This is a genomic window from Paraburkholderia sp. A1RI-2L, assembly GCF_048957375.1.
Classification (GTDB): Bacteria; Pseudomonadota; Gammaproteobacteria; order Burkholderiales; family Burkholderiaceae; genus Paraburkholderia.
Genome location: NZ_JARBTA010000002.1, coordinates 599924 through 612674, shown reverse-complemented (window position 1 = coordinate 612674; position 12751 = coordinate 599924). Strand labels below are relative to the sequence as shown.

General features: G+C 63.4%; 10 protein-coding genes. 2 read left to right on the top strand and 8 right to left on the bottom strand.

Features of this window, described 5'->3' with window-relative positions; all coding sequences use genetic code 11:
• Nucleotides 1-47: 47 nt before the first annotated feature.
• Nucleotides 48-1373, top strand: coding sequence for an Nramp family divalent metal transporter (locus tag PWP93_RS17660; RefSeq protein ID WP_421045324.1), 1326 nt, complete (start codon nucleotides 48-50; stop codon nucleotides 1371-1373).
• Between the two features lie 119 nt (nucleotides 1374-1492).
• On the opposite strand, the gene flhC is transcribed toward PWP93_RS17660, so the two are convergent.
• Nucleotides 1493-2095, bottom strand: a complete 603-nt coding sequence (gene flhC / locus PWP93_RS17655; protein ID WP_421026119.1) for a flagellar transcriptional regulator FlhC — start codon at nucleotides 2093-2095, stop codon at nucleotides 1493-1495.
• 10 nt (nucleotides 2096-2105) lie between these two features.
• On the bottom strand, nucleotides 2106-2426 hold the full coding sequence (flhD, locus tag PWP93_RS17650) for a flagellar transcriptional regulator FlhD (protein ID WP_175195331.1): 321 nt from the start codon (nucleotides 2424-2426) through the stop codon (nucleotides 2106-2108).
• A gap of 651 nt (nucleotides 2427-3077) precedes the next feature.
• Here flhD and PWP93_RS17645 point away from each other — a divergent pair.
• Entirely contained in the window at nucleotides 3078-3536 is a 459-nt protein-coding gene (locus tag PWP93_RS17645) for a universal stress protein (protein ID WP_421026118.1), read from the top strand.
• Between the two features lie 23 nt (nucleotides 3537-3559).
• On the opposite strand, the gene PWP93_RS17640 is transcribed toward PWP93_RS17645, so the two are convergent.
• From PWP93_RS17640 to PWP93_RS17615, 6 genes are read right to left on the bottom strand one after another with little or no spacing between them, the layout of a single operon-like run.
• Nucleotides 3560-4876, bottom strand: a complete 1317-nt coding sequence (locus PWP93_RS17640; RefSeq protein ID WP_421045323.1) for an MFS transporter — start codon at nucleotides 4874-4876, stop codon at nucleotides 3560-3562.
• Between the two features lie 23 nt (nucleotides 4877-4899).
• Entirely contained in the window at nucleotides 4900-5697 is a 798-nt protein-coding gene (locus PWP93_RS17635) for a peptidylprolyl isomerase (protein ID WP_421045322.1), read from the bottom strand.
• A 20-nt stretch (nucleotides 5698-5717) separates the two neighbouring features.
• Entirely contained in the window at nucleotides 5718-6401 is a 684-nt protein-coding gene (gene narI / locus PWP93_RS17630) for a respiratory nitrate reductase subunit gamma (protein ID WP_421045321.1), read from the bottom strand.
• Nucleotides 6402-6453: 52 nt separating this feature from the next.
• Entirely contained in the window at nucleotides 6454-7152 is a 699-nt protein-coding gene (gene narJ, locus PWP93_RS17625; protein WP_421045320.1) for a nitrate reductase molybdenum cofactor assembly chaperone, read from the bottom strand.
• Nucleotides 7153-8676: a nitrate reductase subunit beta gene (gene narH / locus PWP93_RS17620; protein WP_421045319.1), complete on the bottom strand. Its 1524-nt coding sequence runs from the start codon at nucleotides 8674-8676 to the stop codon at nucleotides 7153-7155.
• Nucleotides 8673-12479: a nitrate reductase subunit alpha gene (locus PWP93_RS17615; protein WP_421045318.1), complete on the bottom strand. Its 3807-nt coding sequence runs from the start codon at nucleotides 12477-12479 to the stop codon at nucleotides 8673-8675. The genes narH and PWP93_RS17615 overlap by 4 nt, the downstream gene beginning before the upstream one ends.
• Nucleotides 12480-12751 lie beyond the last annotated feature (272 nt).

Here is a 12751-nt window from a genome sequence, read left to right as displayed (position 1 = left end):
CTCGAGAAACCGGGCGCGTGACAGCCCGCTTCCCGAGGAACGTTCCGTTGGAGTTCAAACTACCGACCACGGCGACGGCGCCGTTTTGCCCGTCCGAAGTGCAGGGCAGCGTGGAGGTCTCGCCGCGCGCGCCGTTCTGGAAGAAGTTCTGGCAGTTCGCCGGACCCGGCTTGCTAGTGTCGATCGGCTATATGGACCCCGGCAACTGGGCCACCGATATCGAGGCCGGTTCGCGCTACGGTTACCAACTGCTGTTCGTTGTGATGCTGTCGAGCATAGCCGCCATGGCGCTGCAATGCCTCGCGATGCGCCTTGGCATCGTCACCGGGCGCGATCTGGCTGAGCTTTCGCGCACGCGCTACGCCAGGCCGGTTGCGCTCGGGCAGTGGGCGCTGGCCGAAGTCTCGATCATCGCGTGCGACCTGGCCGAGGTGCTGGGCGGCGCGCTCGCGTTTCATCTGCTGCTGGGCTGCTCGCTGCTATGGGGCGTGGTGCTCACCGCGTTCGACACCGTGATCGTGCTCGGCCTCAAGGGCAAGAATTTCCGCACGCTCGAAGCAATCATGGCTGGCCTCATCGCCACCATCGGCTTGGGCTATGTGATCGAGCTGACGCTCGTGAAGCCGCATTGGCCCGCCGTGTTCGCGGGCGCGCTGCCCTCGTGGCAAGCGGTCTCGTCGCAGGAGCCGCTGTATCTCGCCATCGGCATTCTCGGCGCGACCGTCATGCCGCACAACCTCTACCTGCATTCGTCGATCGTGCAGACGCGCGCCGTGAAGCGCGATCACGCGAGCCTCGCGCAGGCTATCGGGCTGTCGCGGCTCGACACCATCGGCTCGCTCATGCTCGCGCTGCTGATCAACGCGGCGATTCTGATTCTCGCGGCGGCGGCCTTTCATGCGACCGGCCACAACCAGGTCACCGAGATCGAAGATGCCTACAAGCTGCTCGCACCCGTGGTGGGCAGCGGCGTTGCGTCCGCGCTGTTCGCCGTGACGCTGCTGGCCTCCGGGCAGAGCTCGACCTTCACCGGCACGGTGGCGGGGCAGGTCGTAATGGAAGGTTTCCTGCAGATGAAGATCCCCTGCTATCAGCGGCGTCTCATCACGCGCGTGCTTGCGCTGATTCCTGCTTTCGTGGGAGTGTGGCTGCTTGGCAATGGCGCGGTGGGCAAGCTGCTGGTCGCAAGCCAAGTGGTGTTGAGCCTGCAATTGCCGTTCGCGCTTTGGCCGCTCATCCGCATGACGAACGATCGCGCGCTGATGGGGGATTTTGCGAACCGGCTGCACACGCGCGTGATTGCGTGGCTGCTTTTCGCCGTGATCACGGCGGCAAATTCCTGGCTCGTCTGGGGGACGCTGAGGGGAAGCTGAAGAAGGGAAAGGCGCTTCGCCGTCCGGCTCTCGTTCCGAGCGCCGGACGGTTTCGCGTCTGATTTGATGCGTCCGGTTTTTGAGCGTGCTCCGCCCGCCGGATCTTTGGTCTCCTACGCTTATGCAGCCTCGGCAATGCCATCCGGTAACTGCTCCGGAAGGTCGCGGTCGGTCTGCTCGGCGCCCCGTCGCGCTGCAGCGGCCTTTTTCGTCTTGCCCGCGCGCGAAGGCGGCTGGCATGCGCCGCACACGACGTTGTGCTGCAAGTCGTGACGGTGCGCGACGAACCTGCCGCTACAGCGGCAGCAAGGCGTCATCTGCAGAATATCGGCATCAAAAAAACGCACCAGGGTCCATGCGCGCGTGAGATCGAGCACCGGCTCGGTCCCGCTGTGGCTGCAGTGTTCCAGATAAAGCCGGAACCCCTTGGTGAGCGCGTCGAGATGCGAGCAACGCGCTTCATTCTTCAAAAACAGGTACGTGTTGTAGAACAGCGATGCATGAATATTCGCCAGCCACGTCATGTACCAGTCTGCCGAAAACGGCAGCATGCCCTTGGGCGGCGACACGCCGCGGATCTCGCGATACAGGCGGATCATGCGGTCGCGCGAAAGCGAGAGCTCGCTCTCCAGCACCTGCATGCGCGCGCCCAGTTCGATCAGCGCAATGGCACGAAAGACTTCTTGCGCGTCTTCGGTGAGGCTGCGCCGGTTCGTCGACATGACCCGTTCCTCAGGCGAACTGCACAGCGGGCTGTCCTGCAAGCAGGATGGCCGTGTGCGTGGCCGCCACGTCGGCATGCCGGGTTGTCTGCGTGAGCGCGGACAGCATGGCGTGATCGTCGAAGCGGAACAAACAAAGGAGCTGGTCGGAAGCGGCCAGCTTCACGATCTGCGCGAGCGACAGACCGGAAAGCAGATCGGCCAGTTCCGACGACAGGCCCAGTCGGAACATTCCGACTGGCTTGTCCTCGCGCAGCATGCGCTGCGCGAGCATCAGGTACGACAAGTTAATTTCGCGGATTGAATCCAGCGTCTCGCTGCTGCGGTCCATTTTCTCTTTTCCGAAGCCCCGATTAACCCCCCGGCGTTGTGCGCCGTTGTAACTTTTATGGCTCTTGGTCGGCCCGCTCATGAGTGGCGCGTCTGACCTTTTGATACAACACGTTACAACTCGTAACATGTTGGAGCGAATTGTATGAGGGGAGATCTCAGAAATCAATCCCTGTGACCAAAAATAATCGCTCTGTTACAAATGAATTCGGTAATTTTTTCTGTTTGCCGGGGAGTGGCTCCGATTGGCATCGCGTTTCCCCTTATTGGATAAGGAGTTTCACGTAAGGTGCCGTAATAAAAGGACTTTTTCGGACGGCTTGCGCGTATGCGAAATGGATTGCGAAAAACACCTTGGCGTGCTTTTTGAAGTAATAGAGCTGAAAGAATTGGGTTGAATCGGAAATAAATTCCCGTTACAAACCCCATCCATCTGACAATAAACTTGTAACAGGTGTATCGACCCTGTGTAACGAGTCATGTCTAAATGTGACGGACGGGACTCCGGCGACGGACGTTGTAACACGGTTTGGTTACACAACCAGGGCAATTGCGGGGTAAGTGAGCTTTTCTGTCAACTTGTATCATGACGTGATATAAATAGTGTAACAGGCAAGCTCGTCAGAGCAGCAGGGAGACAGGGAGAAGTGAAATGGGCGCGTTCAACCGCATTCTGCTGTGTTACGACGCCACGCAGGAAGGGCGCCGCGCGCTGCGCGAGGGCAAGGATCTGGCGCTCGAATGCAGGGCGCAGACGCATTTGCTCGCGGTGCTCGACCAGTCGCCGCTGCAGTGGGGCACCGACATTGCATCCGCGGTGCCCTATGAAGCCGCGGAGGCGGCCGCGAAGGACATTCTGGAAGACGGGGTGGCGCGCCTGAAGGCACTCGGGCTGGAGGCAACGGGGCATTTCGCCGTCGGCCGCGCGATAGACGAGATCGCGCGCGCGAGTGAGTCGTTCAACGCCGACCTCATCGTGCTGGCCCATCACCGCAGAGGTCCGCTCAGGCGCTGGTGGGAAGGCCGGGACGACCGCAAGCTGCTCGACCGGGTGTCGTGCAGCGTGCTGGTGGTGACGGCGCCGGAGGCCGCCGAAGCGGCGGCTGCCTGAGTGCCTGGGTGAGGCGAGCGCGCCTACGAGCGCGCGGGCACGCCGGCTTGCCGGGCTGCTTTGTCGCCGAGAATCGGTGTGCGCTTGACCTCGGTGATATAGAGCAGGATGAGCGAGACCCACACCACGCCGTAGAGCAGCATGAAACAGCTCGAGCGGATCTTCAGCAGGTCGAGCAGGACGCCGAACAGGATCGGCAGCAGGAAGCCGCCCAGCCCGCCCGCGAGGCCCACCACGCCGGTCACCACGCCCATATTGGTGGGAAAGTCGTCGGCCACATACTTGAAAGTCGACGCCATTCCGAACGCCAGCACGCCCCCCAGCACGAACGTGAGCGCGACGAAGCCCGCGAGCGGCATGCTGATATGCAGTGTTTCGGTGCCGTCGATGGTGTGAATCACGAAGTCCGTGGCCGGGTACGAGAGGATGAAGAGGCAGATCCACGCGACCCACAAGCCCCACCATGTGACGCTGTGCGCGCCGAACTTGTCGGCGAGTACGCCGCCCACCGCGCGCAACACCGACCCGGGCAGCGAGAAGCCCGCCGCGAACGCGGACGCCATCACGATCGACATTCCGTACTCGGCTTTCAGATATTGAGGAATCCACAGCGAAAGCGCCGTGAACCCGCCGAACGTGATCGAATGGTACTGGCACAGGCGCCAGACGCGGGAGTCGCCGAGCACTTTGAATGCGTCGAGCCACGAGCCGTTCGTCTTGCCCGCGCCGGGGTCGCGTGCGGAGCCGAGCCAGAAGATCACGGCGGTCACCAGCAGCGCGACCGCATAGCTGCGCGGCACGAAGCGCCAGCCATAAAGCTTCTCGAGTTCCGGCGTGACGAACAGATTGACCGCTGCGCCCACGGTGCCCGCGCCGAAAAAGCCCATCGCGAAGCCACGCTGTTTGGGCGGAAAGAAGCGCGCGACATAGGGCGTGCCCACCGCGAAGGAAGCGCCCACGCAGCCGAGAAAAAGGCCAATCGCGAGGAATTGCCAGAACTGATTGGCGTAGCTGACGATATACACCGGCACTGCGCAGACCATCAGCAGGATCGTCATGACGATGCGCCCGCCGAAGCGGTCGGTCCACGTGCCGAGCGGCAGCCGCATCACCGCGCCGGTCAGCACGGGCGTGGCCGTAAGCAGGCCGAACTCGGTGCTATTGAGCTTGAGCTCTTCGCGCAACTCCACGCCAATCACCCCGAACATCATCCACACCACGAAGCAGACGAGGAACGCGAAGGTGCTCACGAACAGTACAGACCATGCTTGGGCGTCGGCCGTGACAGGCGGGGCGTCGGCATTCGCGGGCTTGAGTGCCGGGATGTTGCGCTGATTCATGACGTCTTCCTCGGTTGCCTGGCTTACTGGACCAGCGGGCTCGTGGCGGCATCGACGGCGGCATTTTCGAGCGTGGCCTCGGAAGCCAGAATCGATACGTATTGCTGAATGGCCTTGTGGCGGACCCGCTCCGCAAGAAAGCGCGCGATGCCGTCGGCGGCGTCCTCGAACGCGACCGGCTCGCCGGCCACGCGGCGCTCGATGCGCACGAGGTGAAACCCGAAGCGCGTGCGCACGAGACGCGGCAGCAGGCCTTCGTCGGCATGGTCGAACAGCGCGCTCTCGAACTCGGGTACGGTGTCGCCGCGCATCAACTGGCCGAGGCTGCCGCCCACGCCCGCCGAGGGGCAGTTCGAAAGTTCGCGGGCGCGCGCCTCGAAGGTCTCCGGCGCGGCCAGCAGCGCATTGAGCGCTTCCTCGGCTTTCTGGCGCAGTAGCGCGAGCGGCACGCGGTCCGTCACGGCAAAGAGAATATGGCTCGCGTAGACGATCTCGTTGCGGATGAAACGCGTGGGGTGTTGTTCGTAGAAGCGCCGGCAGTCTTCGGGCGTCGGCTCCGGCGTGCGCAACTCGCGCGTGAGCAGCGCTTCGAGCACGTCGTCGTCGAGCGGGCTCGCGGCGTCGATCAATTCGAGCTGCACCGCGCGCTGGCGCAGCAGTTCGCGCACCACCAGCGAGCGGCGCGCTGCGAGCTGCGGATCGGGGTCGTCGGCATGATGGCGGCTTTCCTCGGCGATCGCGTTCAGATCGATTTCGACATGGTTCACGCGAGCGGGCGCATCATGTCCGGCGTCCGCCACGGTTTGCGAATCGGCATTCATGGACCTGTCTCCTTGATGTTTCAGCGCTTGCGCACGAGCTGGTACGGACGCAGCAGATAGGCCACCGAAGCGATGCCGCTCCAGATATGCACCATGCGCGTGAACGGCGAAACGAGGAAGATCGTGAAGCCGAGCGCGATGTGCGTCTGGTAGACGAGCGGCACGCCGTCGAGCAGACCGGCGATGTTGCCGCGGAACGTCACGACGCCCTTCACGTAGTCGGTGAGCTGCTCGAACATCGCGCCGTCCATGTGGCCCGCCGAGAGCACCACGGTGCCGAGTCCCAGCGCGAGCTGCACCCACAGCATCAGCACGATCACGATGTCCCACGTCCTGCTGTTGTGGCGGATGCGCGCATCGCCGAGGCGCCGCGCGATCAGCATCGTGAGTCCGATGATGGCGAAGAGGCCCGCGGTGCCGCCGGCGACCATCGCAAGCAGCTGGTGCATGGACGCCGAGATGAACGGCGCCACGAGCCAGTGCGGCGCGAGAAAGCCCACGAAGTGACCCATCACCACGACCAGGATGCCCCAGTGAAAGAGGTTGCTGCCGACGCGCAGCGCGCCGCGCCGCAGCAGTTGCGACGAGTCGCTCTTCCAGGTGTATTGCTCGCGGTCGAACCGTACCAGCGAGCCGAACAGCAGCACCGCCAGACAAATGTACGGATAGATGCCGAACAGAAACTGGTGGAAATATTGGCCCATGACTGCTCCTTGCTGAATGCGCGGCAGGCCGCGCGGTGTACAGGTGCGGCTTTCAGCGCGACGGCCGGCGCGCATGGAACTCCACGGGCGCCACCGCCGGCTGCGCATTGCCCATGAATTTCACCGGCTCCTCGCTCCAGGCAGCATCGAGCGCATCGAGATCCTGGCCGTCGTGCGGCGCGTTCGCGTCGTCGTCGTGCGCCTCCTCAGGCAGCGCCGTTTCGGTGTTGCCCGCGAGCGCGAGCACCGCACCCGTCACATACGCGTAATGGCTGTTGCGGCGGCTCAGCTCGGCAGTGATCGCCTGCAGAATCGCGAGGGTTTCGCAGAGCAGCGAGCGCGCCTCGCCGGCTTCGAGGATCGACAGATATTCGAGGAATACCGGCAGGTAGTCGGGCAGCTGCGCGGGGCCGAGCAGCAGCCCATGGCGTTCGTACATCTGCTTCAGGTCGATCATCGCCTGGCCGCGCTCGCGCGACTCGCCGTGCACATGCTCGAACAGATGCAGCGAGGTGGCGCGGCCGCGGTCGAACAGCGCAACGTAGTTCTCCTGGAGCGAGAGCAGGTCGCGCGAGCCGAGATAGTCGAGAAAGCGCAGCAGATGCTCGCGCGTCTCGCCACGCAGCGCGCGTTCGCCTTGCACGAGTTCGCGCGCCTCGTCGAGCGCGCTGATCAGCGCTTCGGTCGGGTACTCGAGGCACGCGGCAAGCAGCCGGAACGTGAGGCGATTAGGAGGGCGTGGCGCAAACATTCAGATCTCCTGAATCAGAATACGGCGCGAGCCGATCTTGGGGGCAAAAAGGCTGGCCTCGCTGCGGCCGTCCGAGCAGCCGTTGCCGAAGGTGAAGCCGCAACCCGAGCGCAGATCGAAGGCGTCTTCCGCATATTCGCGGTGCGTGGTGGGAATCACGAAGCGGTCTTCGTAATTCGCGATCGCGAGATAGCGGTACATCTCCTCGACCTGATGCAGCGAAAGCCCCGCTTGATCGAGCACCTGGGTGGCATCGACGCGGTCCACGTGACGCGCGCGCATGAACGCACGCATCGCGAGCATGCGCTCGAGCGCCACCTTTACGGGTTGCTCGTCGCCGGCGGTCAGCAGATTCGCCAGATAGCGCAGCGGAATGCGCAGCGACTCCACGTCGGGCAGGTAGCCGTTCATGCCGAGGTCGCCGCTGTTCGCAGCGGAGTTGATCGGCGAGAGCGGCGGCACGTACCAGACCATCGGCAGCGTGCGGTACTCGGGGTGCAGCGGGAACGCGATCTTCCAGTCGATCGCCATCTTGTAGACCGGCGAGCGCTGCGCGCCGTCGATCCACGCCTGCGGAACGCCGTCGCGCGCGGCCTGCTCGATCACGGCCGGATCGAACGGATCGAGGAACACGTCGAGCTGCGCCTGATAGAGGTCCTTCTCGTCGGCCACGCTCGCGGCTTGCTCGATGCGGTCGGCGTCGTAGAGCAGCACGCCAAGGTAGCGGATGCGCCCCACGCAGGTTTCCGAGCACACCGTTGGCTGTCCCGCCTCGATGCGCGGATAGCAGAAGATGCACTTCTCGGCCTTGCCGCTTTTCCAGTTGTAGTAGATCTTCTTGTAGGGGCAGCCGGACACGCACATGCGCCAGCCGCGGCACTTGTCCTGGTCGATCAGCACGATGCCGTCTTCCTCGCGCTTGTAGATCGAGCCGGAGGGGCAGGAGGCCACGCACGCCGGATTGAGGCAATGCTCGCACAGACGCGGCAGATACATCATGAAGGTGTTTTCGAACTGTCCGTAGATGTCCTTCTGCACGTTCTCGAAGTTATAGTCTTTCGCGCGCTTCTCGAACTCGCCGCCCAGAATCTCTTCCCAGTTCGGCCCCCATTCGATTTTTTCCATGCGCTCGCCGCTCACGAGCGAGCGCGGCCGCGCGACCGGCATCGCCCTGGTGTTGCCGGCTTCCTGCAGATGCGCGTAATCGAAGGTGAACGGCTCGTAGTAGTCGTCGATCTCGGGCAGATGCGGGTTGGCGAAGATCTTCGCGAGCAGCCGCCACTTGTTGCCCTGGCGCGGCTCGATCTTGCCGTCGGCCTTGCGCACCCAGCCGCCGCGCCACTTCTCCTGGTTCTCCCACTCCTTCGGATAGCCGATGCCGGGCTTGGTTTCGACGTTGTTGAACCACGCGTACTCCATGCCCTCGCGGCTTGTCCAGACGTTCTTGCAGGTGACCGAGCACGTGTGGCAGCCGATACACTTGTCGAGGTTTAGCACCATCGCAATCTGTGCGCGCACCTTCATGACGTTTCTCCTTCGCGGGCGGCCGCATTGACTGGCGCATTGACGGGGGACGGCAGGTTGCCTACGGGCGTTTCTTCGCTGTCGAGCCAGTCGATCTTCTTCATCTTGCGCACGAGCAGGAACTCATCGCGGTTCGAGCCGACCGTGCCGTAGTAATTGAAGCCGTAAGCCAGTTGCGCATAGCCGCCGATCATGTGCGTGGGCTTGACCGAAATGCGCGTGACCGAGTTGTGAATGCCGCCGCGCGTGCCGGTGATTTCCGAGCCCGGCGTGTTCACGATCTTTTCCTGCGCGTGGTACATCATCACCATGCCGCGCGGAATGCGCTGGCTTACCACGGCACGCGCGCATAGCGCGCCGTTCGAGTTGAAGCACTCGATCCAGTCGTTGTCGACCACGCCGATCTGCGCGGCGTCCTTCTCGGAGATCCACACGATCGGCCCGCCGCGCGAGAGCGTGAGCATGAGCAGATTGTCGGTGTAGGTGCTGTGAATGCCCCACTTCTGGTGCGGCGTGATGAAGTTCAGCGCGATCTCGGGATTGCCGTTCGAGCGCGTGCCTTCCATGTGCGCGTAGCTGCCCGTGTCGATGGGCGGCTTGTACACGCACAGGGCTTCACCGAATGCGCGCATCCATTCGTGATCCTGATAAAGCTGCTGTCTGCCGCTCAGCGTGCGCCACGGGATCAGCTCGTGCACGTTGGTGTAGCCCGCGTTATACGACACGTGTTCCGATTCGATGCCGCTCCACGTGGGCGACGAAATGATCTTGCGCGGCTGGGACTGGATATCGCGGAAGCGGATTTTCTCGTCGGCGCGCGCCTCGGCCAGATGTTCGTGCCGCACGCCGGTGATCTTGCCGAGCGCTTCCCACGCTTTGACCGCCACTTCGCCATTGGTTTCGGGGGCAAGCGAGAGAATCGTTTCGGCTGCGTCGAGCGCGGTTTCGATGCGCGGGCGGCCTGCGGCGTCGCCGGACTTCGGCTCGTTCGGATAGCGATAGTTGAGGGCGCCGAGCTCGTTTACTTCGTCCTCGGTGTTCCAGCTGATGCCCTTGCCGCCATTGCCGAGCTTGTCCATCAGCGGCCCGAGCGAGGTGAAGCGGTGATACGTCTCGGGGTAATTGCGCTCGATCACGGTCACCCCAGGCATGGTCTTGCCCGGCACCGGCTCGCACTGGCCACGTTTCCAGTCGGCCACGCCGAACGGCTGCGCGAGCTCGCCCGGCGCATCGTGCGCAATGGGCGAGAGCACCACGTCGCGCTCCTTGCCGAGGTGGCCCACGCTCAATTCCGAAAAGCGCTTCGCGATGCCCTTGAAGATTTCCCAATCGCTCTTCGCTTGCCAGGCCGGATCGACGGCTGCGGAGAGCGGGTGAATGAACGGATGCATGTCGGACGTATTCATGTCGTCCTTCTCGTACCAGGTGGCCGTGGGCAGCACGACGTCCGAGTACATGCAGGTGGTGGACATGCGGAAGTCCAGCGTGCAGAGCAGGTCGAGCTTGCCGTGCGGCGCTTCATCGTGCCAGACGACTTCTTCGGGACGCGCCGCGCCGTTCTTCGCGACTTCCTCGCCCTGCACGCCGTTAGTGGTGCCGAGCAAATGCTTGAGGAAGTACTCGTGCCCCTTGCCCGAGGAGCCGAGCAGATTGGAGCGCCATACGAACAGGTTGCGCGGGAACGAGGCGGGGTTGTCGGGGTCCTCGCAGGCGAGCTTGAGGCTGCCGTCCTTGAGCTTGCCCGCCACTGCCGCGCCTGCCTGCGTGGCGTCGCCGAGCGTGCGCCCGAGTTCGAGCGGATTGCACCCGAGCTGCGGCGCCGAGGGCAGCCAGCCCATGCGCTCGGCGCGTACGTTGTAGTCGATGGGCGTGCCGTGATACGCCGACTTGTCCGCGAGCGGCGAGAGCAGGTCGGTGGGGTTCATCGGATCGTAGCGCCACTGGTCGGTGTGCGCGTAGAAGAACGAGGTGGCGTTCATGTGGCGCGGCGGGCGGCTCCAGTCGAGCGCGAATGCCAGCGCGGTCCAGCCCGTTTGCGGGCGCAGCTTCTCCTGGCCGACATAATGCGACCAGCCGCCGCCTGACTGGCCCACGCAGCCGCACATCACCAGCATGTTGATGATGGCGCGGTACGCCATGTCCATGTGATACCAGTGATTGATGCCCGCGCCGATGATCACCATCGACTTGCCCTGGGTCTTGTCCGCGTTTTCCGCGAACTGGCGAGCGACGTTGATCACGTCGGCGCGCTTCACGCCGGTGATTGCTTCCTGCCATGCGGGCGTGTACGGCACGTCGTCGTCATAGCTTTGCGCGACGTCCTTGCCGCCGAGGCCCTGATCGAGGCCGTAGTTCGCGATGAGGAGATCGTAGACGGTGGCCACGAGCTTCTCGCCGTCGCGCGTCGCCACGCGGCGCACGCCAATGCGGCGGCTCAGCACCGACTGATGATCGGTATGCGAATAGTGCGCGTGGGCGAGGTTGCCGAAGTATGGGAACGCCACGTCCACCACTTGATCGTGGCCTTTGACCAGCGAGAGCGCCGGCACGAGCGATGCGCCCTGGGCGTTTTCCTCGCGCAGGTTCCACTTGCCGAGGTCGCCGCCTTCCTGCTGGCCCCAGCGGAAGCCTGCCGAGCCGAGCGGCGCCGCGAACGCGCCGTTCGCGGAATCGATCACGACGGTCTTCCAGTCCGGATTGTTGGTCTGGCCAAGAGAATCGGCGAAGTCGGAGGCGCGCAGGTAGCGATCGGGCACGTACTGGCCGTCGCGCTCCGTGAGCGTGACGAGGCACGACATGTCCGTGAAGCGGCGGCAATAATCGGCGAAATATGCGCTTTTGCCGGCGAGATGATATTCCTTCAGGATCACGTGGCCCATCGCGAGCGCGAGTGCGGCGTCGGTGCCTTGCTTGGGATGCAGCCAGATGTCGCCGAACTTCGCGCCTTCGGCGTAATCGGGGAAGATCGACACGATCTTCGCGCCGCGATAGCGCGCCTCCACCATGAAATGCGCGTCGGGCGTGCGCGTTTGCGGCACGTTCGACCCCCACAGCATGATGAACGAGGAGTTGTACCAGTCGGCCGATTCCGGCACGTCGGTCTGCTCGCCCCACGTTTGCGGCGAGGCCGGCGGCAGGTCGCAATACCAGTCGTAGAACGAGAGGCATACGCCGCCGATCAGCGAGAGATAGCGCGAGCCGGCCGCATACGAGACCATCGACATGGCGGGAATGGGCGAGAAACCAACCACGCGGTCAGGACCATGGCGCTTGACCGTATGGACGTTGGCCGCGGCGACGAGCTCGGTCACCTCGCTCCAGTCGGCGCGCACGAAGCCGCCGAGGCCGCGCCGCGACTGGTAGCTCTGGCGCGCCTCGTCGTCGTCGACGATGGCGGCCCACGCTTGCACGGGCGAGAGCGTGCGGCGCTTCTCGCGCCACAGCTTCACGAGCGCGCTGCGCACGAGCGGATATTTCAGGCGGTTCGCGCTATAGAGGTACCAGGAGTACGAGGCGCCGCGCGAGCAGCCGCGCGGCTCGTGGTTGGGCATGTCGGGGCGCGTGCGCGGATAGTCGGTCTGCTGCGTTTCCCACGCGACAATGCCGCCCTTCACATAGATCTTCCATGAGCACGAGCCGGTGCAATTGACGCCATGCGTGGAGCGCACGATCTTGTCATGGGCCCAGCGCGTGCGATAAGCGTCTTCCCATTTGCGGTCTTCGTCGGTCACGGCGCCGTGGCCGTCCGCGAATTGCGGCCTGGCAGTAGTGAAGTAACGCAGACGATCAAGAAAATGACTCATGGCATCTCCAGCTACTGTGGCAGGGACAGGTGTGATTTAAGGGGAAGATCGGAAAGAAGTAAAGAGAATGCAAGAAATAAATTCCATTGCCGATGCGGATTTTTACGCGCCGTGCATGCAATGCAATTTGAATGAATGCTGGTCCCTCGCGGTCATTGTGCACGATCGGGTATTCAGCCGTTTTTTGAATGATCGGGTTTAAATGTTTGGAATCGTTTTCGTTATATTTTTATGGGAATAGCGTGGCAATGATTATTCGAGGAATTTCCGGG

Excerpts from the sequence above, each read along its gene's own strand:
- flhD (WP_175195331.1), bottom strand. The coding sequence starts at position 2,426 with ATGGACCGCAGCAGCGAGACGCTGGATTCAATCCGCGAAATTAACTTG.
- narJ (WP_421045320.1), bottom strand. The coding sequence starts at position 7,152 with ATGTTTGCGCCACGCCCTCCTAATCGCCTCACGTTCCGGCTGCTTGCC.
- PWP93_RS17615 (WP_421045318.1), bottom strand. The coding sequence starts at position 12,479 with ATGAGTCATTTTCTTGATCGTCTGCGTTACTTCACTACTGCCAGGCCG.
- narI (WP_421045321.1), bottom strand. The coding sequence starts at position 6,401 with ATGGGCCAATATTTCCACCAGTTTCTGTTCGGCATCTATCCGTACATT.
- flhC (WP_421026119.1), bottom strand. The coding sequence starts at position 2,095 with ATGTCGACGAACCGGCGCAGCCTCACCGAAGACGCGCAAGAAGTCTTT.
- PWP93_RS17635 (WP_421045322.1), bottom strand. The coding sequence starts at position 5,697 with ATGAATGCCGATTCGCAAACCGTGGCGGACGCCGGACATGATGCGCCC.
- PWP93_RS17645 (WP_421026118.1), top strand. The coding sequence starts at position 3,078 with ATGGGCGCGTTCAACCGCATTCTGCTGTGTTACGACGCCACGCAGGAA.
- narH (WP_421045319.1), bottom strand. The coding sequence starts at position 8,676 with ATGAAGGTGCGCGCACAGATTGCGATGGTGCTAAACCTCGACAAGTGT.
- PWP93_RS17640 (WP_421045323.1), bottom strand. The coding sequence starts at position 4,876 with ATGAATCAGCGCAACATCCCGGCACTCAAGCCCGCGAATGCCGACGCC.